This is a genomic window from Dolichospermum sp. FACHB-1250 (genome assembly GCF_014696335.1).
GTDB classification, from domain to species: domain Bacteria; phylum Cyanobacteriota; class Cyanobacteriia; order Cyanobacteriales; family Nostocaceae; genus Dolichospermum; species Dolichospermum planctonicum.
In genome coordinates this window covers 22,546-47,402 of sequence record NZ_JACJPZ010000020.1, presented here as the reverse complement: position 1 = coordinate 47,402, position 24,857 = coordinate 22,546, and the positions used below count along the sequence as shown (strand labels likewise).

Genomic DNA, 24,857 nt, shown 5'->3' with positions numbered 1-24,857 from the left:
TTTTGGATTTACGATTTTGGATTTTGGATTGACTCCACCCTAAAGTGTGGAGCTTGGGGATTTTAAATTAGCGATTTTGGATTAGTTCTGCCCTGAAGGGGCGAGGGTTGTACCGAAAATTCCCAATCTAAAATCTAAAATCTAAAATTTTTTGGTCAGGTAATGGAATTGGTACGAATTTTTAGATATTAGGGGCAACCAATTCCAAAATTACCCCCACTCCATTGATTATTTATCCACAGACAATGGTTGAACGTAGTAGGCTAGACTGGTCAGCATTTCCGTAGCTAACAATGACCACTGGTTACATCCTAATTGCAGCAATTCTCATCCTGGGAGGCGTGATTGCCACCGTGGGCGATCGCATCGGCACACGAGTTGGTAAAGCACGTCTCTCACTCTTCAACTTGCGTCCGAAAAAAACCGCTGTAATTGTGACTATTTTTACGGGTGGTCTGATTTCTGCAACCACTTTAGCAATTCTATTTGCTGCTGATGAAGGATTGCGAAAGGGTTTATTTGAGTTGGAGGATATTCAAAGGGACTTGGGACAAAAGCGGGAACAACTGAAAACCGCAGAAACTCAAAAAGGTCAGGTAGAACGTGAGTTAAATCAAAGCAGACAAGAACGAAGTCAGGTACAACAGGAATTACAAACTATCAATAAATATTTGCGAGCGGCAAATACTAAACAAAAAGCTACACAATCTCAATTGAATCGTACTCTTAACCAACAGGCTAAAACTCAAGTACGACTTTATGAAACTCAACGTCGTCTCGGTGGAATTGTGGTTCAATATCAACAAGCTAAAACTGAATTACAAACTCTTTACAATCAGCGCCTGACATTACAAAGTGCAGTGCAAGAATTAAAGTCAGAACGAGAAAGATTGTATGCTCAAAGTAAGCAAGCTATTGATGAGGCAAAGACGGCTATTGAAAAACGCGATCGCAAAATTACTAAATTAGATAAGCTGATTCAAAACCGCAATCTACAAATTAAACAACGAGAAGAAATTATTCTGACAAGAGAATCTCGTTTACAAGAATTGGAAAAACAACAAAAATTTTTAGAACAAGAAGTAGCTAGATTAGAAAAATATTATCAGTCTTACCGTGATCTCCGGTTGGGTAAATTAGGTTTAGTTAGGGGTCAAGTGATAGTGGCAGGGTTAATTACTGTTGATAAACCTATTATGGCAACTCAGGCAATTATCCAAATTTTACAAGAAGCTAATCGTAATGCCAATATTCAATTAACTGAACCTGGCGCTAAATCTACAAATACAGAAATACTGCGTGTGACTAAAAATCAAGTTGATCAATTAATTGCACAAATTAAAGATGGTCGAGAATATGTAGTACGAATCTTTTCAGCAGGTAATTACGTTAGAGGTGAAAAGCAAATCGAATTTTTTGCAGATGCAGCCCGAAATCAACTAGTGTTTTCATCAGGTGAGGTACTGGCTACAACTACAGCCGATTTAATTAATATGACATCTGACCAACTGCGTCAACGTCTAGATTTGCTAGTTTCTGCTTCTCAATTTCGCGCTCGAAATGCGGGAATTGTTGAAGCTGTAGAAGTAGAAGGGACTTTTGTTCGCTTTGTTACTCAATTACAGCAAACAGAGCAAGAGATAGAAGTTAAAGCCGTAGCCGCAGAGGATACTTATACTATTGGTCCATTAAGAATAAAATTAGTGGCTTTATTAAATGGACAAATTCTTTTCACTACGTGAACAATCAAAAATCAATTTAATATAAACTAATAACAAAGCAAAACTTTACACAATTACTGAATTAATTTACAATAACAAATAATTAATTTACAATAACAAATGACGAATTTACAATTATAAATGATTGACTTACAATAACAAATGATTGACTTACAGTAAAAATTGATAACAACAAAGAACTAATGACTAATAACCAATGACTAATACACAACCTGTAGTTTTAGGATTTGATCCTGGTCGTGATAAATGTGGTATTGCGGTAATGGGATTAGATAGACAACTGTATTATCATAAAGTGATATTAGCAGAAGAGGCGATCGCTAACATTGAAGTACAATTGCAAAAGTTTCCTGTATCATTAATAGTGATGGGAGATCAAACAACAGCTAAAAAGTGGAAACAGCAACTTAATCAAGAATTAAGTAAACCGACAAATATTATTTTAGTTGATGAACGTTATTCTACCTTAGAAGCACGCGATCGCTATTGGCAGATGTATCCACCCCAGGGTATAATTAAACTATTACCCAAAGGAATGCGTCAACCTCCCAGGGCAATAGATGATATTGTGGCAGTCCTTCTAATTGAAAGATACCTGAACCGACTAACTAACAAATAATTTAGAGTTCAGCCCGAATTGTAAAAGCATAATCTCCCCCAGGTTCTAATTGATAATCTTGTTGTTCTAAAAACCGTCCTAGAGGTTCTTTAATTAAAGCACGACCTTGGGAAGGCTTTACAGAAAGTTCCCCCCGACGAAAATGCCACTGGAAATGCCATTGAAAATTACCAGCGCTGACTTCACCTTCAAGAAAGCCCTGTTGCCAAGATTGGCGGATAATTCTAACATGGGCAGTAGTTTCTGGCAGACGTTTTGCACTCACGCTTATTTAATGTCAGGTATGGGATAAAAGCCAATTATTTATGTAGGCTATTTATTTTACGTACTAAAAATAGCTTAAATCAATAAACTAATAAAGACAACATAAGTTAGTAAGGTCTGGGTTTTTAACTGCTGATTTGTAGTCAAATGACAATAAATGCAAGATAATAATGCAATAATTGCATTCAGGAATCAATTTTGTTACGAAAATAACAGATAATAAGAACGACATTGTTTATTACTGCTATTGCCCACTACAGAATATACAAGGTAGTGGGTTTTATCTCAACTTGAGGATTATTCACCATGGAGTCCCGTCATTGACTTGCAGCCAATGTTATATAAAACTATTTGTCAAGACTGTGCTTTTTATGTTAAATTACAGTGTACTCACCCTGATGAGTTAGATGTTGATTGTGCTACCGTAAATTTTTGTAGTTCATTTACTCCAGCGGTAGAAATTGATAGTCCTTGTGTGTCTTTTGGCTAAGATCGCTCTCTTGTGCTATTGCTGTCTTAATACTTAGATTTTAGGGAGGCTGTTTCCATTGATTATCCTATGTACTCATAATGATGGTGGTGTGGGAAAAACTACCCTTGCTGTTCATATTGCTGGTGTTCTTCTTAACAGACAAGATAGTACACTTCTAATTGATTGTGATGATCAGGCAGATTTTTGGCAGTTTTACATTGATCGCAATCCAGAAAAATCAAAAGATTGGGAATGGCTAGAAAATAGTACAGTAATGTATAATGGAAGGCGTGAAGCAATCCCGAAAGAGCTACCAAAAGGGCAATATGACCATATTGTTTTAGATATTGACAGTCCTCTAAAAAATATTGTACAAACAATAGTAGGGAATGACCCGGATTTGATTTTAGTACCAGTTAATAAATCTCAGGAAATCAAAGCATTGCGTAATCTTCCCAGAACTCTAAAAGTTATTGCTCAATTGGAAACAAAAGCAGGCTATGCTCCACAGGTAGTAATTGTACCTTTAGGAATATCACAATCCTCTATATATCAGATCGTTGAGAGATTAGAAGACGATTTGAAACCTCAAAGATACAGAGTTGCGGATGAAATGCCTGATTGTCAAGAGCAGATGCAATTTGCTATCTATCAAGATAGAAAATATATTTGGGACTATGAAGGTTTAGAACATTTATACGATTACTTTGTTGATTTATTAGATGGATAATGTTAGGAGATGAATTATGTCTATAGAAGATAAACAAACCACTCCAAGTAAAGATTTTTTGACCGATAATGCCATCCAAAACGGCATAAAAAAAGTAGAGGAAGAAAAACAAGAAAATCAAAACTTAGATTTAGATATAGAATTAAGATATACTGACTCTGAGTTAAAAAAGATAGGAAAGCTAACTGCAATCCTCAGATTAGAAAAAGAACTATTTCTAGAATCAGTAATTAGTTACGTACATTTTCTTTTCTCTGAGCATAAAGAAAGTATCCAAAAAATAATTGATGAAGAATCAGAAAATTATCAAGCCGAGTTAAAACAAATTACTCCAATAGAGAAAATGTCTAACAAAGACCGTGATAGATTTTCACGAAAAATTAGGCTATCACCTGAAACATCAAACAAAATAGAACAGTTGGACATGAAAGACAGAATAAATGAATGTTTGTTTGTTGGTATCAATTTACTTTATAAAAACTTAGTTGCAGAATTTAAAACTGTTAATCAGGAAAAATAAAAATGGATTTCTTAGAAATTGATGCGTTAGTAACAGGGATTATTTATTCTAGCGAAACAGCAAAACAAGATTTAGGTAGACGTTTTGCTGCCTATCTGGGATTAACACCAGGAAAATCTGGAAGTGATGGAGGAATAGATGATTATGCCGAACTAAATAATGATATGATTTATTTTCAGTCTAAATTATCCCAAAATATCTTAGATGCTTCTTATTCAGCAGAATTAATTGGTAATATAATAATTCATGAAGCTAATATTGGCATAATGTTAGCTGGTGTTGGTTATACAGACGGATTTCGTTCTCGTTTAAATAAAGCTATTCAAAGTAAGCAGATTAATACACAGCTAAAGATTCATTTATTAAGCCTTGAAGATGTGTTTGGAGAAACGGAGATGTTTATAAGAGCTACTCAAGATTTACCTTCATTGAGGAATTTGAGTAATGGTGAATGGGCTAAATATAAATAGTATGATTATATTGTGTATTACTTATAAGTTTATGTGAATTATATTTTAGAGAGATTACACGAAATAAAACTAAATCCATGCAATTACCATTAATTAAATATCCTATTTTTGGGATAATCAATTTCTTATTATTAAGTATTAATATTCAACCCGTATTTTCCAGTTCTTACCCTACTTTAATACTGGCACAAAACACAAATACTAAAGCAGCTACAGAGGCTTTAAATCAAGGATTACAAGCGATTCAGTCGGGAAAATTAGAAGATGCAATTACGGCTTTTCGTGAAGCTATTAAACTAGATCCTAAATTAGCAGCAGCGCACTATAACTTAGGTTTAGCACTACGACAATCAGGAAAGTTACAACCTGCAGCAGATGCTTTTTATCAAGCTACTCAAGCTGACCCTCAATTTGCTTTAGCTTTTGCGAATTTAGGTGGGGCTTTATTAGAAGGAAATAATTTAAAATTGGCCAAAGACTATTTAAGTAGGGCTTTAGAATTAAATCCAAATTTGGGTTTTGCCCATTATAATATGGGATTAATTAGGGAAGAGGAGAAAAATTGGGAAAGTGCGATCGCTTCTTTTGCAAAAGCCAAATTAATTAGTCAAAACGCGCCTGAACCAGCTTATCATTTAGGTGTCTGTTATCTGCAACAGGGGAAAATTGAGCAAGCGAAGGCAGCTTTTAGTGAAGCAATTAAAATCAATCCTAAATATGCAGAAGCCCATTATAGTATGGGAACAATTTTATTTAATCAGGGTAAATTAAATGAAGCTTTAGCAGCCTTTAGAAAATCCGCTGCGGGGAACTTTAGTTATGCTAATGCTTATTATGGTGCGGGGTTGGTTTTTATGGGGTTAAAGCAGTACAAAGAAGCTGTCCAAGTCTTGCAATATGCTAGAGACTTATATAATATTCAGGGTAATTTACAGTGGGTGAAAAGTTCCGAGGAGTTATTAGAGAAAGCCCAAAATTTAAGTAGGTAAGGTAGGATTTACACCAAAAAGTTATAGGACTAACTCAGCTTTTAGACAGATGAATAATTATGGAGGAATAAGTAGAAATTAATTAAACAACTAACGGAGTAAAAAAATGAGTAAAACCAAAACTCAAGAACCCATTAGTAACTTAGAGTATGATTTTATCAGCGTACTGCATAATAAAGCAGTAGCCGTTCAAGCTTATGAAAATTATATCAAAGACGCAAAAGAGGCTAATTCTACACCTTGTGTAGAACTATTCCAAAAATTACGCCAGTCAGAAATTGAACAAGCACACGAAATTCGCCAGCATCTCCAAGAGGTGATGCAGCAAGGTAAGATGTAGTTAATAGTAGGGGAAGGTTTAAAAAGTTAATCAGTTAAACCCTCCCCTACTCACTTAACGAATATACTCTTTTAGTACGCTGTTACGATTAGGGTGACGTAATTTACGGAGTGCTTTGGCTTCGATTTGGCGAATACGTTCGCGGGTGACGTTAAAAATCTGGCCGATTTCTTCTAGGGTTTTCATGCGGCCATCGTCTAAACCATAGCGTAATCTGAGAACGTCCCGTTCACGAGGTCCGAGACTATCTAGGACTTTTTCTAGGTCTTCCCGCAGCAAGTTTTTAGAAACTTGGTCTTCTGGGGTTTCACCTTCTGACTCAATAAAATCACCTAAACGGGAGTCTTCTTCTTTACCTATGGGTGTTTCCAGAGAAATTGGTAACTGGGCAGATTTGGCAATAAACCGCAGTTTTTCGATGGTCATTTCCATGCGAGTGGCAATTTCTTCCTCCGTGGGTTTGCGCCCCATTTCTTGGGACAGGAGTTTGGTAGTTTTCTTAATCCGGGAAATTGTTTCGTAGAGATGAACCGGTAGACGGATAGTGCGAGACTGGTCGGCGATCGCCCTTGTAATTGCTTGACGTATCCACCATGTAGCGTAGGTAGAAAACTTATAGCCTTTTTCGTGATCAAACTTTTCAGCCGCACGAATCAACCCCAAACTACCTTCTTGAATCAAGTCTTGGAAGGACAAGCCACGGTTCATGTATTTCTTGGCAATGGAAACCACCAGCCGCAGGTTCGATTGTACCATTTTCTCCTTAGCCCTTCTTCCTATGTGGAGTCTAGAGCGTAGGGCTGGTAATGATAATTTTACTTCTCCTGCCCATTCTTCTGGTTCTGGTATCCGTTCTAGTTTTTCATACAAACTCTTGTAAGCATCTTCTAGCACCAGTAGTTCAGCTATTTTGCGCGCTAGTTCAATTTCTTCATCTGCGCGTAATAGACGAATCCTCCCAATCTCTTGCAAGTACAGACGAATGGAATCTTCGGTGTATTGCTTTTTCTTGGTTTGTGCCCGAGGACGCGATTTAGCGGCTTTTCCAGACTTGGTGTCGTCCTCATCAGACTGAGGATCTAAAAAATCATCAATTTCGCCATCATCAGCCAGCAATAAGTCCTCTTCTTCTATTAAGAGTTCTTGTAATTCGATCTCAGGCGGATTTATCATTTCTAGGTCAGGCTGATAAATATTATCGAGTACGTTGTTAGCCTGGTTCATGCCGCGTTCCTCATGCTCCTTGCAGAATCAGTTACTCAAGACATTTTGATTACTTTTGGCATCAAGTAATCTCTGAACCGAAAATTGGGTTTTGGCTGTTCACCCTCAAATATTTTCGGTGTTTGTTGTTTTCCCTGTTTTAATCAGGATTGTGCAGTGGCAATGTCATTTGTAATGTGACTTGCTCACTTTCCCCATGGTCATACATGACGACGCTAGATATCACTTTCGATTAACTGAATCTATCAAACTAGGTTCATCTTTCTTCAAAAAGCTTCCTGATGCGGACACAATTGTATGACCTTTGGCAGATTTAACTGTAAATACCGTTTTGATTGTAGCCTGTTTCACAAAAAATGCGCTTTTTTTGTGCATTATTTATGAACTCCTGAAAGTCAGATCAAGCTACCTTTATCAAAAAGACATTAAAAATGGTGGTAACACCATTAATCTTATCGAAAACTTGTTGGTTTGACAGTGGGATTGTCATTAAATTAAAAGTTAGGAACAATTGCTGCTCTATAAAACCTGTACAAATTGTTCTGATGTAGACAATTTGTGTTTATGTCCTGTTTCAACTAAACCCGATGGCGGGCACTTGTTTACAGGTACTAGTTTTACTTAAACTAATTGTACCACCGTCTGTTAATGACTGTTGTTTGTTTCCAGGTGCTAACCCCTGTATATGCTATACTAAAAATCTAAACTAAGGAGTTAAGATTATCGGGTATTTTAGGACTGTGAGAGATGAACCGAGATTTGACTCAATTCAGCCTTATTCACACATTAGCGCAGAGTTGAGATTTCTACCCTGTGCAACTTGACAAACTGTTCTTATTGTATACAACGATATTTTAATCAGATGATACATAATATTGTTACTAAAGTTGCCTAATGATATTTTTAGGTAATTTCAGGTATGTTAATTATCCTTGTGAATACTTCTGGTTTTAAGAAAGTGGCTGTCATCTCTGAACGGAAAAGTCTTGTGTATACTTATCAATTTTTGCTTTGTAGATAATATCTAGTCAAGCTATCTAAGCATAGCAAATGCTTTATGCCTTTGTGGGGAAAATTTATAATTTTTCGAGAAAAATTTTGGAGAACAGGGGTAATGAGTAATTACCCCTGTTTCCATTCCTTAAATGTCTAAATCTGTCATATTCAGTTTAGATCCATAAGTTTCAATAAATTCCCGTCTAGGCGCGACTCGATCGCCCATTAAAATGGTAAAAATTCGATCTGCTTCGGCTGCGTCTTCAATTTCCACTCGTTTGAGAGTGCGGGTTTCTGGGTTCATGGTGGTTGTCCACAGTTGTTCAGGCATCATTTCCCCCAACCCTTTAAACCGCTGAATGGTATAATTAGCATTACTAGGAAGAGTATCTAGATGCTGTTGTAATTCCCGTTCACTGTAACAATACTGGTAATTTTTGCCGCGCTCTACTTTGTACAATGGCGGACAAGCAATATAAATGAAACCTTGTTCAATTAACGCCCGTTGATAACGATAAAAGAAAGTTAACAACAAGGTGCGGATGTGCGCCCCATCTACGTCAGCATCAGTCATTAATACTATATGATGATATCGTAATTGTGAGGGGTTAAATTCTTCACCTTTAACTCCTAAACCCAGTGCGGTAATTAAGGCTTGAATTTCATTATTTTTATAGATTTTGGCATCATCAGTTTTTTCGATATTGAGGATTTTACCACGCAAAGGGAGAATTGCTTGGGTGCGGCGATCGCGTCCTTGCTTCGCACTTCCACCGGCTGAATCACCTTCTACGATATATATTTCAGATTCAGCCGGATCACGAGAGCTACAATCTGCTAACTTACCAGGTAGAGGCGAAGATTCTAATACTGATTTCCGACGGACTAATTCCCGTGCGTGTCGAGCAGCTTCAGCAGCTTTAAACGCTTGGATAGCTTTATCTAAAATAGCATCAGCTATAGCAGGATGAAAATCTAGATACTCCGTGAGAACTTCACCGACAAAAGAATCAACAATACCGCGAACTTCTGTATTTCCCAGTTTAGTTTTAGTTTGTCCTTCAAATTCAGGATCAGGGACTTTCACAGAAATGACAGCAGTTAAACCTTCGCGGACGTGTTCACCACTGAGATTAGATTCATTCTCTTTAATTTTATTGCGTTTGCGAGCGGTAGCATTTAATGTCCGAGTTAAAACTGCTTTTAAACCTTCTAAGTGCGTACCACCATCAATAGTGCGAATATTATTAGCAAAACCCAGGACATTATCCGTATAAGCATCAGTACACCATTGTAAAGACACTTCTACCTGGACATTGTTGCGTTCCCCTTGAACATAGATAATTTCTTCATGGAGAGGCTGCTTATCACGATTCATGTAGGCGATATATTCCTTAATACCACCTTTGTACTCGTAAGTTTCTATTTTAGGGATATCGCTTTTAATAATTTCTAAGCGATGATCTGTAAAAGTAATTTTTACACCTGCATTAAGATACGCCAACTCACGTAAGCGTCCAGATAAAGTAATGTAATCAAATTCTATGCTAGTAGTAAAAATTTGTGTATCTGGCTTAAAGGTAATAGAAGTCCCCGTTCGATCTTCTTTGTAGGGCTTTGCTACCAATTCAGTAACAGGGAAACTGCGTTCATATCGTTGGGTATGTATCTTGTGATCACGCCAAACCGTGACTTCTACAAACTCAGATAAAGCGTTTACCACAGAGATTCCCACACCGTGTAAACCGCCGGATACCTTATATCCACCACCACCGAACTTACCACCTGCGTGGAGAACAGTTAACACAGTTTCTAAAGCTGATTTCCCTGTTTTTGGGTGAATATCCGTAGGAATACCCCGACCATCATCTGTCACCGTCACAGAACCATCAGCATTGATATCCACCTCAACATGGGTACAGTAACCCGCCAAAGCTTCATCAACAGAGTTGTCAACTACCTCGTAAACTAAATGGTGAAGTCCTCGCGGACCTGTAGTACCGATGTACATCCCTGGTCGTTTGCGGACGGCTTCCAGACCTTCCAGAACCTGAATCTGATCGGCGCTGTAACTGCTCGTCATGAAAATTCTCCTGATGCTTGGGGTTAAAATTGCTAAAATGCGAAAAAAGTCAAATCACCCCAACATTATAACATAAAAGCCTTCCTGCCGTCTGTAGCGCAATTTTATGAGAAGTTTACATAAGGGTTGTAACCCTGATGAGAATTGGGGAGAAAATTCCCTATTTTACGTTTTTCTTCCCACTGACCAGTGACAACGAACACCTAACTAATGACTAATGACTAAATTAATTGTAATTTGTGGGGCTACGGCCACGGGTAAATCTAGTTTAGCCTTGAGTTTAGCACAAAGATTAAATTCTGTAATTCTCAGTGCTGATTCTCGTCAAGTATATCGTGAGTTTGATATTGGGACAGCGAAACCAAATCTAGCTGAAAAAAAATTAGTTCCCCATTATTTAATAGACATTTGTGAACCAACTGAAATCATGACATTAGCAGATTATCAACAACAAGCACAGGCTTTAATTGCTAGTTTGGGAGTTGAAACACTGCTGTTAGTGGGTGGAACAGGTTTATATATTCGTTCCATTGTTCAAGGAATGAAAATTCCCAGAGTTGCACCACAGCCGGAATTGCGATCGCAATTAGAACCCCTTGGTCAAATCCAACTTTACCCTATGTTACAACAAGTTGACCCCGTTGCCGCCCAAAAAATTCACGCTAACGATTTGGTGCGGACTTTAAGAGCTTTGGAGGTTTATTATACCACTGGTATTCCTATTTCTGAACAACAAGGAGAAAATCCACCAGATTATCCAATTTTACAAATTTGTTTAGATGCTGATGCAGAACATTTAGATGTCAGGATTCGCAAACGAACTGAACAAATGATAACAGATGGTTTAGTTGATGAAGTTGAATACTTGTCTCAAAAATATGGTATTTATTTATCCTTATTAAATACTTTAGGATATCAAGAAATCAAACAATATTTAGCTGGTGAAATTTCTTTAGATGCAGCCAAAGAATTAATTATTTTACATACCAGACAATTTGCCAAACGTCAACGGACTTGGTTTAGACAATCTCCTAATCTTGAATATTTTGATATGAATAATTCTGATTTATTGGAAAGTGTTTGGCGACGCATAAACGAATTTTCTGTCTGATAGCGTAGCGTGGCGTTATCAGACAAAAAATCCTGTAAATCCTTAAAAATCCAATTCTAAATAAATAAACTAGGAGAAACTTTAAAATATTCTCCCAAGGCTTTTGCTTGTGCTTTACTAATTGAACGTTTACCGTTGACAACCTCTGAAACTACACCGCTGCTAGAACCTAGAATACGTACTAAGTCAGCTTGACGAATGCCGCTAGATTCCATGATATGTAGCAATATTTCATGAGGTGTAGATTCATCCATTGGATAATTTTCTTCCTCATAATCTTCAATTAGTCTGACAATCAATTTATCTAAAGCTCGCTCCTCTGGAGTAAGATTCTTTTTAAAAGTTAGAAATTCTGCAACTTTTAAAAGACGCTCATACTCTTCCTCTGTTTCAATTACTTGAGGAGCGATTTCTGCTAGTAATTGACTATAAGTTTTATCGTCAAAAGTAATGGTCATTTTTCCATTTATCTTTATTGTATTCCGCGTGAGTTAGCAAGTATTTGTAGTGAACTTTTTTTGTTTTATAATTAATCCCTACAATTAAACGATAGTCATTACCTTTGATATTAAAAACAGTAAAATTACCAACTGCTTCAGCATCTCGATAAACTTTTTGAACATCATTTAAACTTTGCCATTCTGCTTTTTTAAAAGTTATATACCAACTCTCAATTTGTTTTTTGATATCAGGGTACTTTGCTGCTTCTTCGCGGAGGGTGCGAATTGAAATTAGGTGCATAATATACTTTGGATTTGAAATAATAGTGATTGGTGTACATAGCTTTACTCCTTGTTTATGCCTTGTTTATGCCTTGTTTATGCCTTGTTTATGCCTTGTTTATGCTTGCCACCTACTTTATTCTCGCAAAATGAGAGTAAGTTGTCAAGCCCTTATTAAGGCTTATGCAAAATCTCTCTAAAACCCTCTTCCCTTCGCGCTCTTCGCTTCTTCGTGGTTCATTTTTCCGTAATTAAAAACTCCACAAAGATAAAAAATCCTTGAGGAGTTTGAGAGAGTGTTCACGGATTTTACCGAGCCATAAAGAATTAAGCCATAACGCACCAAACAGTAAATTTACTAATTATCTGGAAGTTGTTTTTTCAAAGCATTTAATGAAGCCCAACGGCTATCAATGGGTGGTTCAGAAACAGCAGTATTCAAAATACCCGGACAATTAAGGTCACATAATTGACGCTGAGGTAATGCTAAACACATCTGTTGATATAGCCATTCACCGGGATCAAAGTGACCATCAGGTGCTAAAGTTTCCAGTAAATCCTCTACAGCAACTTCCATTTCTAAAGGAAAATCTTCCGTTTGATTAGCGGTTTCATCTAACCAAATGACTTCCTGAGTATCAAGAACCAGACGATGGTTATACTGCTGCAAACAGCGGTTGCAGGTACAAGTAATAATTGTTTCTGCCTGAGATGAAACTTCTAAATAATTACCCTGGTGTTTAACTTGGATAATTCCCCGCACGGGTGTTAATGTTTCCAATCCAGGCAGAAACTCTTGAACTTGAATTTCCTCTGTCCGCTCCGGGGCTTTAGATAGCTGCGGAATAAAAATAGCGTCCATAGGATTTGTGAAATACCCTGAAAATTGAGTATGGGTAATGGGTAATATTCTTGTCTGTTCCCAGTTAAGAGTTCCCTACTACCTAATTATGGTGTAACTGCTTGACGAACAACTAAATGACGGTGAGGTTCTTTACCACGGCTGAAGGTTTCTAAATCAGGACAATCCTGCAATAATGTGTGAATTTGTCTTCGTTCAGTAGCGCTGAGAGATTGAAGTTCTACTTCTCTTCCTGAAAAGCGGACTTCTGCGGCAGCCGTTTCTGCTAAAGTGCGGATTTCGGCTTCTCGTCTCACACGATAACCATTTAATTCCACGGTGTAAGCGGTATGATTGTCTTCTGGTTGGTTCAAATTAAGAATGGAATTTGCGAGATACTGAATGCTATCTAGCACCGAACCACCAGCACCAATTAAAATCCGAATTTGTTCTGATGTTAAATTGGTTTGATCTATTGTTAACCAGTAGCTTTCTCCTGTGGGTGTATCTTGCTCAGAAGATGGGTTAGTTTCTAAATTAGCCCGTACTTGAGTAGATAAACCCATGAGAAGTAGCAAATTTTGTAACCATTCTTCACTATTTTGCATAGAAATGTCGCTCATAATCAACCATTAGCCTTTTTCTTAGAACTTTTGGGTTCAAATGGCAACGCTTTTACTTCAATGGTTTGTGCTTCTTTTGCCTGTAAGTCTACGATTTTTTGGATTTCTTCTGGTAAAGGTTCACGGGAGAGGATATAGGTTTGGATAGTTTGGAAAACATTACCAATTACCATATACATAAGTACCCCAGCCGGTAGGGGAAAAAATAAGAACATTCCAGAAAAGAGCACAGGAGTAATTTTATTGACTGTATCTTGTTGAGGGTTGCCACCGCTGGAATTTTGTCCAGAGAGCATTTGGCTGACATAAAGACTGATACCAAAGAAGACAATCATGGCCACAATATCCCAATGAACTGTATTATCGGGATCAATAGCGCCCACTCTACCTAAAGCATCAATAAAGAGAAATCCTTTTTCTGCTGCTAGTCCGGGAATTGTGGCTTGAATGGTCACGTCTCCGGGTTCTAGAGCCTCTATATTGCCTTCGGCATCAATTTTCACCCTTTCCGCGCCTTTGGTGACTTTCCAGGTAGGTGTCAACTGAGATTCTGGATGTTCCTTTAAGAGTAAATCAAATGGTTTACCTTCTACGGTTTGATACTGAATCTTAGTTTTTTCTCCCACTGTTAACTTATCACCCCCCGGTAAGATAGCGGAAATGGGAATATGTTCACCATCAGCAATGTAGATATTTTGTGGGGGAGTAGCAAATGCTTGGGGTTGAATGCGCTCAATTTGTTCTTGAGGGAAGATTTGCAGGTTAACGGAGTAGTTAACACCAGAAAAAGGTGAACCTCGCAAAGTGGCAAACAATGCTAATAATACTGGCATCTGCAACAATAGAGGTAAACATCCTGCTAAGGGATTACCAAATTCACTTTGGACTTTGAGCATTTCCTCTTGTTGCTTTTGCTGATCATCTTTATAGCGTTCTTTGATTTCTGCCATACGCTTTTGCATCACAGGCTGCACAACTCGCATTCGTCGCATACTGCGGATGGAACCGGCACTCAGGGGATAGAGTGCAAAGCGGATAATCAATGTTAAGGCTACTATTGCCAAGCCATAACTAGGGAAAACACCATAGAAAAGGTCTATGATGGGCAACATCACGTTGTTCGAGAGAAACCCGATACCAAAATCCATTATTCTGAATTAAACCTGCGGTACTTTGACACTCCCACCCCGCGCGGGAGTGGGATGCTTGGTTAAGCCTATCCTCTAAATAGAGTTAAATGGAGGCGGTTTTCTCCCAAGCTTTTGCTCTATATTGTAGAGGTTTTTGTTAAGCATTGCTGCGACTATTCCGCTCTGGAAAAGCTAGGGATAGCCGTACATTATAAAATCATTTTGTAGAAGTCGTGCTAAGTATACAAAGAGGTGAAACTTAGCACGAATGACTTATTTACCGCTGCTATATTGGGGATTTTTAGCTGCAACTTTTTCGTTAACGTAGTCATATACTTCCCGGAAGTTAGGAATAGCCCGCATTTCGATTAGAGTACCATTCTTGAGGGTAATTGCCATATCTCCCCATAGGCCGATAGCACGGGGAACTTTGACAACTTTAACAATTTCTGAGTAAATAACATCAGAGCGATCGCGTCCCATCCAACCACCAGTTACACAAATCCTACGGTCTGTAATGCGAAACCGTAACCATATAGCCCTGACTATTGCCCCCACAGCCAAAGGAATACCCACCACTGTCAGCCCAATGAGTAGGTTAAGAATCAAATCCCCAATGTGGGGACCACCTTCATAATAAACTTCTTCACGAATGCCCATTTAGTACCTCAGTTTGTGCCAATAACTCTTCTAATTCTCGCAGAAATTTATGGGTTTGGTGCTCAGATTCTGCTGTTATTGGTTTGACAATTAATACTAACCGCCATCCTGGGACTAATTTCGGCAACAATTCATATAATGCTGCTGTAATTTGTCTTTTGATTTTGTTGCGAACAACGGCGCGTTTACTAACTTTTGTACTAATGGCAATACCAATTTTCGTGGCAGGAGGGGCAGTATCCCAAGAAGGTTTTAGAGCCCTCAGTGTAAAATGAGAACTATGTCGCCGAATTCCTTCCCGGAAAACCGCCTGAAAATCCTGACGGGATTTGAGACGATATGCTTTAGGTAAAGCCACAGCGGTTATTATTGCTGAATTTACCTTACACGCTCAACCGGTGCCTTCCTTTTCTTCTTCTGGCACTAATCACATTTCTGCCGTCTGGTGTCCGCATTCTTGCCCTAAACCCAGAGGTTCTTTTTCTCTTGCGGCAAGTGCCTCCCAATGTCCTTTGCATATCTTTCTCCTTTTACCGGATTTTCATAAAAAGTCACAATCTGGTATTTTACCACTTTACAGGCAATAAAAATATATTTCTGGATGGAGTTGTCGGTTATCAGTTGTTAGTTGTCAGTGGGAAAAGGCAAAGGTTGATTAATCTTTCCCGTTCCCTGTTCCCTGTTCCCTGTAACCTGTTCCCTGTAACCTGTTCCCTGTAACCTGTTCCCTGTAACCTGTTCCCTGTAACCTGTTCCCTGTAACCTGTTCCCTGTAACCTGTTCCCTGTAACCTGTTCCCTGTAACCTGTTCCCTGTAACCTGTTCCCTGTAACCTGTTCCCTGTAACCTGTTCCCTGTTCCCTGTTCCCTGTAACCTGTTCCCTGTAACCTGTTCCCTGTTCCCTGTAACCTGTAACCTGTAACCTGTTCCCTGTAACCTGTAACCTGTAACCTGTAACCTGTAACCTGTTCCCTGTAACCTGTAACCTGTAACCTGTAACCTGTAACCTGTAACCTGTAACCTGTTCCCTGTTCCCTTGTTAATTAATACTGATAATCCATGTGCCAATATAACGCAACAATGGCACATCACCCGGAGAAAGAACTCGACAGTTGAAATAGTAAACCCCGCCAAAAGAGGGATTTTGAACATTGGATAATACTAACTCTACTTTTTGACCGGCTGGAACTGGGTCTTTAGGAAATATTTGAATCACCCCACCTTTCTCGTCCCATTTTACTTCAGACAGAGGAACACTTTTGTCCTTAACTCTGACTTCAATATTTTTGGTATCAAAAGTTCCTTGATAATAATCAGGATAGCTAATGGCGAACTGAGCCACTGCTAACTTCATTTTTTTAGCAGGTAATCTGAGTATATAACGATCTGTGTTATTAGTTTGTCCACCAAAATCTAAGCGGTAGGGTAATTGATTTTTGTTTTCAACGCCGCTAAAAAGTGTCAACCCAGGTAAGCTTTGGGCCCAAGTTAGAACTGGTAAACCTGTAAATAAACAGCTAGTAATAGCCAAAGCAGAAAGTAGACGCTTCATAAATCAGATTTCCTTAGGGAAGTGTGTGTAACCGTTAGTATTTGTAATTAAACTTTACTACTAGATGCTAGAAAATAGACGGAATTGAGAAGCAAAAGTGCCACTGGTAAAAGTCAATAACAGGTAAATAGTTAAGAAAAAATTAAGAGCGAGGGTTTGAGAATATAAAATAATCTAAAGAATAATATCCAAAATATGGGGATCGGTATAGGATGTGCAATATCTAATTTTACTTATAGCTATTTTGCAAGGCTGATATCTGTATCCTATCAAATTGAGGTTGTGACTAGAGAAAGAAGATCGCAGAAGTTGAAAATTCTATCTACAGACAAGGGTAACTCATAGTTGATCATCCCCACCAGCTTGATGATACTAAATTGAGATAGAAAGTAATAATAGTTAACGATGATGTTAAGTATTTATATCCAGGAGATTTCATGAAAATAGCAGTTGCCAAAGAAATAGAAATTTGTGAACGTCGTGTAGCATTAATTCCCGAAACCGTAGCCAAATTAGTCAAACAAGGGTTAGAGGTTTTTGTAGAAGCGGGAGCGGGAGAGAAAGCATTTTTCAGTGATGCCGACTATGAAACAGCAGGGGCTAAAATTATCAGCGATTCTGCCCAATTATGGAGTGAAGCGGACATATTACTCAAAGTTAGCCCACCGCAAACCAGAGAAGATGGTCGGACAGAAATTGAGTTACTCAAACCAGAATCCGTATTAATTAGCTTCCTCAATCCCCTGGGAAATCCGGTCATAGCGCAACAATTAGCAAATCGGCAAATTACCGCTTTGAGCATGGAATTGATCCCTCGTAGCACCAGAGCGCAAAGCATGGATGCCCTATCTTCCCAAGCTTCCCTAGCAGGGTATAAAGCGGTACTGATTGCAGCGGCGGCATTACCGAAATATTTCCCCATGTTAACCACCGCTGCGGGGACAATAGCCCCCGCCAAAGTATTTATTATGGGGGCAGGAGTGGCAGGACTGCAAGCCATAGCGACGGCCAGAAGACTAGGAGCGGTAGTAGAAGCCTTTGATATTCGTCCAGCAGTCAAAGAAGAAGTACAAAGCTTAGGGGCGAAATTCGTCGAAGTCAAACTAGAAGAGGAAACCGTTGCAGCAGGTGGTTACGCCAAAGAAATTTCAGAGGACAGCAAAAAGCGCACCCAAGAACTAGTAGCCAGCCACGTCAAAAACGCCGATATTGTCATTACCACCGCCCAAGTACCAGGAAGACAAGCCCCCAGACTGGTAACAGAAGAAATGGTAGCGCAAATGAAACCCGGTTCAGTCATAGTAGACTTAGCCGCAGAACAGGGTGGTAACTGTGCCTGTACAGAAGCGGGTAAAGATATAATTTGGAACGGGGTAACAATTATCGGACCAATTAATTTACCTTCATCAATGCCAGTACACGCCAGTCAACTGTACGCAAAGAACGTTACCTCATTAATGCAATTGTTAATTAAAGACAAAGCCTTAGAAATCAACTTTGGTGACGATATCGTTGACGCAGCTTGTGTTACTCATGGTGGAGAAATTAGAAACCAACGAGTAAAGGATGCTTTGCAAGCGGTAGTGGTTTAAATAACTCCATAGAATGATTAATCCTATTTTAATGTCATTCCCCTGAACAGGGAAATCCAGAAATTATTTATGTTCCATAAGACAATTTGGATCGCCGCTTTTGCGGGAATGATGTTGAAAATGGTTTGTGGAAATTTTCACATTTACTACTGGATAATTTTTTGGTAAAGTTCTCTAAGGTTTTATAACCACTAAAACCATTTATACACAACTCAACAACAATTCTCAGGAGTTTAGATATGTATTTTGACGATCAAGAAGAAATTAGAAAAGTATTTGAAGAAACCTATGCCGATAATGTGAGAAGTAGAAATCTTATTGGTTATGGTGAGATGTATACCGAAGAAGCACTTTGGATGTCACCAGATGTAGATGATCGCTATGGTATTGAAGATATTGTAGAAGGATTTGCCCAAACCATTAATACCAAAGATATTGATCCGGTTTTTACTGCGGATGAAATTCAAGTAATGGGTGATTTTGGTTATGTCGTTGGTGTCTCTATCGCAACTATTTATCCTCATGATGGTAGTCCTGTCAAACAGATAAAATTTCGAGCTTTATGGTTGATGAAAAAAGAGGCAGGAATTTGGAAAATTGACCGTCAAATTTGGAACAATAAACCCTTCTAAAAAATTCACGGAATAACTAACCGCAGAGGCGCAGAGTTCGCAGAGAAATGCGGTTTTATAAATCTTCTCTTTGCGTCTTTGCTCCTTTGCGTCTACCCTGCGGGATCTCTAAGAGAGATTGCGCGAAACCTCTTAACTCCAAAAATCACATGACAGAAACTTTACTAGCGGCTTTATTTGTTCTTGTTTTAGCCTCTTTTATAGGCTTTGAAGTAATTAACAAAGTTCCTCCCACACTGCACACTCCTTTAATGTCCGGTTCAAATGCCATTTCTGGTATTTCGGTAATTGGTGCAATTTTGGCTGCGGGGGAGAGAAACACCAATTTATCGGTAATTCTCGGTTTAATTGCCGTAATTTTGGCAATGGTGAACGTTGTCGGCGGTTTTTTGGTGACTGACAGAATGTTGCAAATGTTTAAAAAGAAGGAAGTTAAAGCATGAACGGTTTTATACCAACTGGTATTCAGCTAACTTATTTAGTCGCTGCATCATTATTTATCCTGGGTTTAAAAAAGCTGGGTTCTCCTGCAACTGCTAGAAACGGTAATCTTGTCGCTGCGGTGGGGATGTTATTGGCAATAATCGCCACTTTACTAGATCAGCACGTATTAAATTACGAGATGATTTTGGTAGGCTTGGCTATTGGTTCGGTAATTGGCGCTGTTATTGCTTACAAGGTGCAAATGACGGAAATGCCGCAAATGGTGGGTTTACTAAATGGTTTAGGTGGAGCATCTTCGGCATTAATTGCCGTTGCTGAATTTTGGCGGTTATTAGATAGTTCACAGCCTATCCCCCTCGATGTCAACATTTCTATGTTGTTAGATGTGTTAATCGGTGGTGTGACATTAACAGGTAGTTTTCTCGCTTTTGCGAAATTGCAAGGTTTAATTAGCGGTACACCGATTACTTTCCCGTTACAGCAACCTTTTAACCTGTTGCTTTTAGGTTCTTATCTGGCGGGAAGTGCCTATTTAATCATAACACCCGATAGCCTCCCCGTATTTTTAGGGGTGGTGGCTGTTTCCTTGGTCTTGGGTGTGATGTTTGTACTGCCTATTGGTGGCGGTGATATGCCCGTTGTCATTTCGCTGTTAAACTCTTTATCAGGTGTAGCGGCTGCTGCTGCGGGTTTTGTGGTGATGAACAATATGTTAATCATCGCTGGTGCTTTGGTAGGAGCTTCTGGTTTAATCCTTACCGAAATTATGTGTAAGGCCATGAACCGTTCTTTGTTCAGTGTCTTATTTAGTGCTTTTGGTTCTGTCTCTACTGCTACTGGTGGTGCGGCTGCTGGTGCTAGTAATCAAACTGTCCGCAGTATTGATCCTGAAGAAGGGGCGATGATGTTGGGTTATGCGCGTTCTGTGGTGATTGTCCCAGGATACGGTATGGCGGTTGCTCAAGCACAGCATAGCGTCCGGGAGTTGGCTGACCAATTAGAGCGCATGGGTGTGGATGTGAAATATGCGATACATCCGGTGGCGGGGAGAATGCCGGGACACATGAATGTATTATTGGCGGAAGCTAATGTGGCTTATACGCAGTTGTATGATATGGAGGATATTAATCCCCAGTTTGAACAGGCTGATGTAGCGTTAGTAATTGGTGCTAATGATGTGGTCAATCCAGCGGCGCGTAGTGATAAGAATAGTCCTATTTATGGGATGCCGATTTTGGAGGTTGATCGCGCAAAGCAAACTATTGTGATTAAGCGCGGTATGAGTGCGGGTTTTGCTGGTGTGGATAATGAGTTGTTTTATAAGGATAAGACGACTATGTTGTTTGGTAGCGCTAAGGATATGGTGGCTAAGTTGGTTAGTGAGGTGAAGCAACTTTAAGTTAATTGTAGGGGTGTAGTTTGTTACTATACCCTTTTTTCTCACGCAGAGGCGCAGAGAAACGAGATAATTAAAAGAGTTGAGTTATTTCTACTGTGTAATTCTTTGTCTAATTCTTGATGTATTAATTTATTGGTATATTTACTCTCAATTGAGATTAATACTAATCAAACATAAATAACAATTAGATAATTTGTCTAAAAGTAAGATTTATTCTTGGCTGTGTAAGTTTGTTTACTTTAGGTATTTGATGTTGCCAAAAATGCTGTGTAGTTCCTTTCATTATTAATAAACTTCCATGAGTTAGCTCAAGTTCGTATTTTAATTCTTTTTGTATTTTATGTCTAAACGTAAAACGACGATTAGCACCAAAACTTACAGAAGCAATTACAGGATTTTTTCCAAGTTCTGGTTCATCATCACTATGCCAAGCTACGCTATCTTTGCCATTACGATATAGATTTATTAACACACTATTGAATTTAATTTCAGATAAAGATTCAATTTTAGATTTAATGTTAATTAATGTAGGATTCCATAAAAGAGGTTGCATTGTGATTTTTGAGTAACAATAAGATTTACCTATATCTCCATACCAAGCTGTAAGCCTTGGTAAGTTTACTTGCTTACCGAAAAGTATTGTTGATTCTTGACTCCAAGAAGTAGTTTCATGTAATTCAAAAAATAATTGATTACTTTCGTTAATATCAAAGAAACTTTGATAAAATATTACTTCAGCATCAGGCATGAGTAGCTTTTCGCACTGATGCTTACTTTTCTCATTTCCATGATCCCATATCGAAAGTTGATTAAACATGAAATAATTTCAACTCCTATCTACAACTTTTTAGTCAATCTATGATCAATGATATCATAGTCAATTATTCATAATGTTGCTATATATTGAATTTCCTGAAACTCTATTGTATAATATCCTCACTGTAGATACAGTGAGAATATTATTATGAACTGTTTTCAAATTATTAAGTCTGTTTTAGATGAAGCGTACAGTCAAATACCCGCAATCGCTCTTTCTTCTGTTCTTCCTTCGTGTTCTTTGTGTCTTCGTGGTTCGTTAAAAAAGATGTTGGGAAGTTGAGGAGGTGCGTAAGCGTTGCGCTCCCTAGGAATCGCTGTTTGGGGGGTTTGGGGAGTGAGATGGAATAATTTGCCTAGTTTTATTGTCCAAGTTGGATTAAGTGTAGTGCTATTAAATACTATTTCTATGTTAGTAGGGTTTGATCTTAGCAAATTGTTAAAGCCTTTGGCGATTTATTACAGCAGATTTCAACTTCGTAAGGAACAAAAATACCCCATCCCGCGCCCCTCACTTGGGAGTGTACATCATAAACCTAAAATAGGCTGTATTATTTGATAATATTGATAATATTTTGTGATCAATAAAACGTTAAAATCTTTAACATACTTGAATTTAAGTAAGAAATTACTTTTGTGAATTCCTGTTTGACAGGAAAGTTCTGTCTAATTTGAAAATTGTAAAAAATTGGTAAATAAAAGTGAATCTACCTTTGATTACTCGTGCTGAACGACATAACAATCAGATAGCAATTGTTACAGATAAAGAAGCATTTAGCTATCGTAATTTACTGGATATTTCTAGTCTAATTGCCACAGGTCTGCTGAAGGAGATAGAAGACTTACAAGAACAGAGAGTTGCTTTTCTCATCCCCCCAGGGTTTGAGTATGTGGCCACTCAGTGGGGAATTTGGCGGGCTGGAGGAATAGCTGTACCGCTTTGTGTTTCTCACCCTCGTCCAGAATTGGAGTATGTGATTACAAATTCAGGAGTATCAATTATTGTTGCTCATCCCCAATTTGAGGATACGCTACGAGCGATCGCTACTGAGAAAAATTTACCCTTGATTCTCACCTCACAAACACTGCCAAATCATGTTACCACCTTACCAAATGTAGATATTAAAAGACGGGCATTAATTCTCTATACCAGTGGGACAACGGGTAAACCAAAAGGTGTAGTGACAACCCATGAGCATATTCAATCTCAAGTTACCAGTCTAATTACTGCTTGGGAATGGACATCGAATGACCGCATTTTAAATATACTGCCTTTACATCATATTCACGGTATTATCAACGTCCTCACCTGTGCTTTATGGGCTGGGGCTGAGTGTCACATATTCAGTAAATTTGATGCCCAAATCGTTTGGGATCGTATTTGTGACGGGGACTTAACCCTATTTATGGCAGTACCGACAATTTATGTAAAATTGATTACTGCTTGGGAAAATGCTACTCAAGAACGTCAAACAAGCATGGGAGCAGGGTGTAAAAAAATGCGTTTGATGGTTTCTGGTTCAGCGGCTTTACCAGTGCAGGTGTTAGAAAAATGGCAAAGCATTAGCGGTCATTTCCTCCTAGAACGCTATGGAATGACGGAAATTGGTATGGCACTATCCAATTCTTTACATGATCAAAGATACCCAGGATACGTTGGTCAACCTTTACCGCAAGTGGAGGTGAGATTAGTAGATGAGAGTGGAGAATTAGTGTCATCAGGAACACCAGGGGAAATCCAAGTCAAAAGCCCTGGAGTGTTTTTAGAATATTGGCAAAACCCCCAAGCAACGGAAAAGGCATTTAGAGACGGCTGGTTTTGTACTGGAGATACCGCAATAGTTGAGAATGGCAACTACCGCATTTTAGGGCGAATGAGCGTAGATATCATCAAAACAGGGGGGTATAAAGTTTCCGCGTTAGAAATTGAAGAAGTGTTAAGAAATCATCCAGATATTCAAGAATGTGCAGTGGTTGGGGTGGTTGATTTAGAATGGGGGCAGCGAGTTTGTGCGGCTTTAGTATTATTACCACAACGTCAGTTAACATTAGAATCTTTGAGGATTTGGGCAAAGGAGCAATTGGCAGTTTATAAAATCCCAACTCGAATGATCATAGTTGAGGAATTACCACGTAATGCCATGGGGAAAGTAACTAAGCCGCAGGTGGTTGAACTATTTAACGTAAAATAACGAGCCGATAATTAACGCACCCTACAAGGTCAGCTATCGGCTTGTAGCAGTGCTTCGCTATCCCCGCAAAAAGTGTTACAATGAACCATGGGTTTAAAGATGTCAAAAGTAACGAAAAGTAAAGTTGCCCAAAACCTCTTCCCTGTTAAGAGTTCCCTTGTCATAACGACAATTTTTAACGCCAACCTACTTAGGTAAATAATGAATATCCAGAACTTCATCAAAAGAATAAGGACATTCTCTGGGAAAATTTACAGTAAAACCTGTTTTTTCTTGAACATAACCTAAAGCATCCTCATAAATGGTTATAAAAATAGAACTCAAATAATTATATAAATTAGATGTTAATCTATCTTTCAACTGAACTCGAAAACTTCTAATTTCCGAGCGCCAATGATTTTTATTTCTGTCATATTCTTGTGTCCAAAACTGCAACAATAAAAGATGTCTAATTATTTGTTCTAGTAAAATTTTAACTTGATGCTTATCTCTTTTTGCCAATGATTCTAACTCCTCAATTAAATTTTCTAAATCTAACTCATCAAAACGACCTTGTTTTAATAATTGGATAGTTTCTAATAACCATAAATGATCATCAGTTTCATAGAGTTGCTGCAAATTAGTAATAACTGTCATAACTTCACCTTTTGTTATTTACAAGTTACACATACAATCGCCATTATAACATAGATT

29 protein-coding genes are annotated in these 24,857 nt (G+C 38.4%); 13 read left to right on the top strand and 16 right to left on the bottom strand.

Translation table 11 applies throughout. The features are described 5' to 3' along the window. The first annotated feature begins 293 nt into the window (after positions 1-293). Together H6F39_RS09215 and H6F39_RS09210 are read left to right on the top strand one after the other, a co-directional pair. Positions 294-1,742 (top strand): DUF3084 domain-containing protein, encoded by a 1,449-nt coding sequence (locus H6F39_RS09215; protein WP_137907894.1) that lies wholly within the window; start codon positions 294-296, stop codon positions 1,740-1,742. Between the two features lie 196 nt (positions 1,743-1,938). After that, a complete protein-coding gene (locus H6F39_RS09210) occupies positions 1,939-2,361 on the top strand; it encodes a pre-16S rRNA-processing nuclease YqgF (protein WP_137907895.1) in 423 nt (140 codons plus the stop codon). A 1-nt stretch (position 2,362) separates the two neighbouring features. Here H6F39_RS09210 and H6F39_RS09205 read toward each other — a convergent pair whose 3' ends face one another. Continuing rightward, on the bottom strand, positions 2,363-2,626 hold the full coding sequence (locus H6F39_RS09205) for a DUF3146 family protein (protein ID WP_028084500.1): 264 nt from the start codon (positions 2,624-2,626) through the stop codon (positions 2,363-2,365). Positions 2,627-3,173: 547 nt separating this feature from the next. Here H6F39_RS09205 and H6F39_RS09200 point away from each other — a divergent pair. The 5 genes from H6F39_RS09200 (at position 3,174) to H6F39_RS09180 (ending at position 6,146) form a co-directional block, all read left to right on the top strand. Then, entirely contained in the window at positions 3,174-3,827 is a 654-nt protein-coding gene (locus H6F39_RS09200; protein ID WP_137907896.1) for a ParA family protein, read from the top strand. Between the two features lie 16 nt (positions 3,828-3,843). Continuing rightward, positions 3,844-4,347 carry a hypothetical protein gene (locus H6F39_RS09195; protein ID WP_137907897.1) on the top strand — a complete coding sequence of 168 codons (504 nt, stop codon included), beginning with the start codon at positions 3,844-3,846 and terminating at the stop codon, positions 4,345-4,347. A 2-nt stretch (positions 4,348-4,349) separates the two neighbouring features. Next, positions 4,350-4,817 (top strand): restriction endonuclease, encoded by a 468-nt coding sequence (locus H6F39_RS09190; RefSeq protein WP_137907898.1) that lies wholly within the window; start codon positions 4,350-4,352, stop codon positions 4,815-4,817. Positions 4,818-4,894: 77 nt separating this feature from the next. Further along, a complete protein-coding gene (locus tag H6F39_RS09185) occupies positions 4,895-5,806 on the top strand; it encodes a lipopolysaccharide assembly protein LapB (protein WP_190396592.1) in 912 nt (303 codons plus the stop codon). A 106-nt stretch (positions 5,807-5,912) separates the two neighbouring features. Beyond that, the gene (locus H6F39_RS09180) at positions 5,913-6,146 is read left to right on the top strand and encodes a hypothetical protein (protein WP_028084498.1); all 234 of its coding nucleotides are present in this window, start codon (positions 5,913-5,915) and stop codon (positions 6,144-6,146) included. Positions 6,147-6,200: 54 nt separating this feature from the next. Here H6F39_RS09180 and rpoD read toward each other — a convergent pair whose 3' ends face one another. Further along, positions 6,201-7,370 carry an RNA polymerase sigma factor RpoD gene (rpoD, locus tag H6F39_RS09175; RefSeq protein ID WP_028084497.1) on the bottom strand — a complete coding sequence of 390 codons (1,170 nt, stop codon included), beginning with the start codon at positions 7,368-7,370 and terminating at the stop codon, positions 6,201-6,203. Between the two features lie 1,141 nt (positions 7,371-8,511). Continuing rightward, positions 8,512-10,449, bottom strand: a complete 1,938-nt coding sequence (gyrB, locus tag H6F39_RS09170) for a DNA topoisomerase (ATP-hydrolyzing) subunit B (protein WP_137907901.1) — start codon at positions 10,447-10,449, stop codon at positions 8,512-8,514. Positions 10,450-10,666: 217 nt separating this feature from the next. On the opposite strand from gyrB, the gene miaA reads away from it, so the two are divergent. Further along, the gene (miaA, locus tag H6F39_RS09165; protein WP_190371841.1) at positions 10,667-11,560 is read left to right on the top strand and encodes a tRNA (adenosine(37)-N6)-dimethylallyltransferase MiaA; all 894 of its coding nucleotides are present in this window, start codon (positions 10,667-10,669) and stop codon (positions 11,558-11,560) included. A gap of 56 nt (positions 11,561-11,616) precedes the next feature. On the opposite strand, the gene H6F39_RS09160 is transcribed toward miaA, so the two are convergent. From H6F39_RS09160 to H6F39_RS09115, 10 genes are all read right to left on the bottom strand, one after another. Further along, positions 11,617-12,018: a type II toxin-antitoxin system HigA family antitoxin gene (locus H6F39_RS09160; RefSeq protein WP_190396591.1), complete on the bottom strand. Its 402-nt coding sequence runs from the start codon at positions 12,016-12,018 to the stop codon at positions 11,617-11,619. Beyond that, a complete protein-coding gene (locus H6F39_RS09155) occupies positions 12,002-12,301 on the bottom strand; it encodes a type II toxin-antitoxin system HigB family toxin (RefSeq protein ID WP_190396590.1) in 300 nt (99 codons plus the stop codon). The genes H6F39_RS09160 and H6F39_RS09155 overlap by 17 nt, the downstream gene beginning before the upstream one ends. Positions 12,302-12,640: 339 nt before the next feature. After that, on the bottom strand, positions 12,641-13,144 hold the full coding sequence (locus H6F39_RS09150; protein WP_137907905.1) for a DUF177 domain-containing protein: 504 nt from the start codon (positions 13,142-13,144) through the stop codon (positions 12,641-12,643). 86 nt (positions 13,145-13,230) lie between these two features. Next, positions 13,231-13,746, bottom strand: coding sequence for a R3H domain-containing nucleic acid-binding protein (locus H6F39_RS09145; RefSeq protein WP_190396589.1), 516 nt, complete (start codon positions 13,744-13,746; stop codon positions 13,231-13,233). Positions 13,747-13,748: 2 nt separating this feature from the next. Then, entirely contained in the window at positions 13,749-14,894 is a 1,146-nt protein-coding gene (gene yidC, locus H6F39_RS09140; RefSeq protein WP_190396588.1) for a membrane protein insertase YidC, read from the bottom strand. A 255-nt stretch (positions 14,895-15,149) separates the two neighbouring features. Further along, positions 15,150-15,536 (bottom strand): PH domain-containing protein, encoded by a 387-nt coding sequence (locus H6F39_RS09135; protein ID WP_028084490.1) that lies wholly within the window; start codon positions 15,534-15,536, stop codon positions 15,150-15,152. Next, entirely contained in the window at positions 15,523-15,894 is a 372-nt protein-coding gene (gene rnpA / locus H6F39_RS09130; protein WP_137907908.1) for a ribonuclease P protein component, read from the bottom strand. The genes H6F39_RS09135 and rnpA overlap by 14 nt, the downstream gene beginning before the upstream one ends. Before the next feature lie 25 nt (positions 15,895-15,919). After that, positions 15,920-16,054, bottom strand: a complete 135-nt coding sequence (rpmH, locus tag H6F39_RS09125) for a 50S ribosomal protein L34 (RefSeq protein WP_015209090.1) — start codon at positions 16,052-16,054, stop codon at positions 15,920-15,922. Positions 16,055-16,191: 137 nt separating this feature from the next. Beyond that, positions 16,192-16,605 (bottom strand): hypothetical protein, encoded by a 414-nt coding sequence (locus tag H6F39_RS09120; RefSeq protein ID WP_190396587.1) that lies wholly within the window; start codon positions 16,603-16,605, stop codon positions 16,192-16,194. Continuing rightward, entirely contained in the window at positions 16,577-17,089 is a 513-nt protein-coding gene (locus tag H6F39_RS09115) for a DUF2808 domain-containing protein (RefSeq protein WP_137907909.1), read from the bottom strand. The genes H6F39_RS09120 and H6F39_RS09115 overlap by 29 nt, the downstream gene beginning before the upstream one ends. 437 nt (positions 17,090-17,526) lie before the next feature. Between H6F39_RS09115 and H6F39_RS09110 the strand changes: the two genes are divergently transcribed. From H6F39_RS09110 to H6F39_RS09095, 4 genes are all read left to right on the top strand, one after another. Further along, positions 17,527-18,681, top strand: a complete 1,155-nt coding sequence (locus H6F39_RS09110; RefSeq protein WP_190396586.1) for a Re/Si-specific NAD(P)(+) transhydrogenase subunit alpha — start codon at positions 17,527-17,529, stop codon at positions 18,679-18,681. Positions 18,682-18,920: 239 nt separating this feature from the next. After that, entirely contained in the window at positions 18,921-19,313 is a 393-nt protein-coding gene (locus tag H6F39_RS09105; RefSeq protein ID WP_190371837.1) for a DUF4440 domain-containing protein, read from the top strand. Between the two features lie 149 nt (positions 19,314-19,462). Next, entirely contained in the window at positions 19,463-19,756 is a 294-nt protein-coding gene (locus tag H6F39_RS09100) for an NAD(P) transhydrogenase subunit alpha (protein ID WP_104388799.1), read from the top strand. Beyond that, on the top strand, positions 19,753-21,156 hold the full coding sequence (locus tag H6F39_RS09095; protein ID WP_190371836.1) for an NAD(P)(+) transhydrogenase (Re/Si-specific) subunit beta: 1,404 nt from the start codon (positions 19,753-19,755) through the stop codon (positions 21,154-21,156). The genes H6F39_RS09100 and H6F39_RS09095 overlap by 4 nt, the downstream gene beginning before the upstream one ends. A 184-nt stretch (positions 21,157-21,340) precedes the next feature. Here the strand turns inward: H6F39_RS09095 and H6F39_RS09090 are convergent, their stop codons facing one another. Together H6F39_RS09090 and H6F39_RS09085 are read right to left on the bottom strand one after the other, a co-directional pair. Further along, entirely contained in the window at positions 21,341-21,973 is a 633-nt protein-coding gene (locus H6F39_RS09090; RefSeq protein WP_137907913.1) for an alpha-ketoglutarate-dependent dioxygenase AlkB, read from the bottom strand. A gap of 194 nt (positions 21,974-22,167) precedes the next feature. Next, on the bottom strand, positions 22,168-22,407 hold the full coding sequence (locus H6F39_RS09085; RefSeq protein ID WP_190396585.1) for a hypothetical protein: 240 nt from the start codon (positions 22,405-22,407) through the stop codon (positions 22,168-22,170). Positions 22,408-22,673: 266 nt separating this feature from the next. On the opposite strand from H6F39_RS09085, the gene H6F39_RS09080 reads away from it, so the two are divergent. Continuing rightward, positions 22,674-24,164, top strand: a complete 1,491-nt coding sequence (locus H6F39_RS09080) for an acyl-CoA synthetase (RefSeq protein ID WP_137907914.1) — start codon at positions 22,674-22,676, stop codon at positions 24,162-24,164. Positions 24,165-24,350: 186 nt separating this feature from the next. On the opposite strand, the gene H6F39_RS09075 is transcribed toward H6F39_RS09080, so the two are convergent. Beyond that, complete coding sequence (locus H6F39_RS09075) at positions 24,351-24,800, bottom strand: DUF29 domain-containing protein (protein WP_190396584.1); 450 nt, start codon at positions 24,798-24,800, stop codon at positions 24,351-24,353. Between the last annotated feature and the right edge of the window lie 57 nt (positions 24,801-24,857).

What these genes read in the sequence shown, in the direction of transcription:
- H6F39_RS09195 (WP_137907897.1), top strand. Translation starts at nt 3,844, where the DNA reads ATGTCTATAGAAGATAAACAAACCACTCCAAGTAAAGATTTTTTGACC.
- H6F39_RS09160 (WP_190396591.1), bottom strand. Translation starts at nt 12,018, where the DNA reads ATGACCATTACTTTTGACGATAAAACTTATAGTCAATTACTAGCAGAA.
- H6F39_RS09190 (WP_137907898.1), top strand. Translation starts at nt 4,350, where the DNA reads ATGGATTTCTTAGAAATTGATGCGTTAGTAACAGGGATTATTTATTCT.
- H6F39_RS09150 (WP_137907905.1), bottom strand. Translation starts at nt 13,144, where the DNA reads ATGGACGCTATTTTTATTCCGCAGCTATCTAAAGCCCCGGAGCGGACA.
- H6F39_RS09090 (WP_137907913.1), bottom strand. Translation starts at nt 21,973, where the DNA reads ATGTTTAATCAACTTTCGATATGGGATCATGGAAATGAGAAAAGTAAG.
- H6F39_RS09110 (WP_190396586.1), top strand. Translation starts at nt 17,527, where the DNA reads ATGAAAATAGCAGTTGCCAAAGAAATAGAAATTTGTGAACGTCGTGTA.
- H6F39_RS09115 (WP_137907909.1), bottom strand. Translation starts at nt 17,089, where the DNA reads ATGAAGCGTCTACTTTCTGCTTTGGCTATTACTAGCTGTTTATTTACA.
- H6F39_RS09180 (WP_028084498.1), top strand. Translation starts at nt 5,913, where the DNA reads ATGAGTAAAACCAAAACTCAAGAACCCATTAGTAACTTAGAGTATGAT.
- H6F39_RS09135 (WP_028084490.1), bottom strand. Translation starts at nt 15,536, where the DNA reads ATGGGCATTCGTGAAGAAGTTTATTATGAAGGTGGTCCCCACATTGGG.
- H6F39_RS09105 (WP_190371837.1), top strand. Translation starts at nt 18,921, where the DNA reads ATGTATTTTGACGATCAAGAAGAAATTAGAAAAGTATTTGAAGAAACC.
- miaA (WP_190371841.1), top strand. Translation starts at nt 10,667, where the DNA reads ATGACTAAATTAATTGTAATTTGTGGGGCTACGGCCACGGGTAAATCT.
- H6F39_RS09095 (WP_190371836.1), top strand. Translation starts at nt 19,753, where the DNA reads ATGAACGGTTTTATACCAACTGGTATTCAGCTAACTTATTTAGTCGCT.
- H6F39_RS09155 (WP_190396590.1), bottom strand. Translation starts at nt 12,301, where the DNA reads ATGCACCTAATTTCAATTCGCACCCTCCGCGAAGAAGCAGCAAAGTAC.
- H6F39_RS09210 (WP_137907895.1), top strand. Translation starts at nt 1,939, where the DNA reads ATGACTAATACACAACCTGTAGTTTTAGGATTTGATCCTGGTCGTGAT.
- rpoD (WP_028084497.1), bottom strand. Translation starts at nt 7,370, where the DNA reads ATGAACCAGGCTAACAACGTACTCGATAATATTTATCAGCCTGACCTA.
- H6F39_RS09100 (WP_104388799.1), top strand. Translation starts at nt 19,463, where the DNA reads ATGACAGAAACTTTACTAGCGGCTTTATTTGTTCTTGTTTTAGCCTCT.
- gyrB (WP_137907901.1), bottom strand. Translation starts at nt 10,449, where the DNA reads ATGACGAGCAGTTACAGCGCCGATCAGATTCAGGTTCTGGAAGGTCTG.
- H6F39_RS09185 (WP_190396592.1), top strand. Translation starts at nt 4,895, where the DNA reads ATGCAATTACCATTAATTAAATATCCTATTTTTGGGATAATCAATTTC.
- H6F39_RS09215 (WP_137907894.1), top strand. Translation starts at nt 294, where the DNA reads ATGACCACTGGTTACATCCTAATTGCAGCAATTCTCATCCTGGGAGGC.
- H6F39_RS09075 (WP_190396584.1), bottom strand. Translation starts at nt 24,800, where the DNA reads ATGACAGTTATTACTAATTTGCAGCAACTCTATGAAACTGATGATCAT.
- H6F39_RS09145 (WP_190396589.1), bottom strand. Translation starts at nt 13,746, where the DNA reads ATGAGCGACATTTCTATGCAAAATAGTGAAGAATGGTTACAAAATTTG.
- yidC (WP_190396588.1), bottom strand. Translation starts at nt 14,894, where the DNA reads ATGGATTTTGGTATCGGGTTTCTCTCGAACAACGTGATGTTGCCCATC.
- rpmH (WP_015209090.1), bottom strand. Translation starts at nt 16,054, where the DNA reads ATGCAAAGGACATTGGGAGGCACTTGCCGCAAGAGAAAAAGAACCTCT.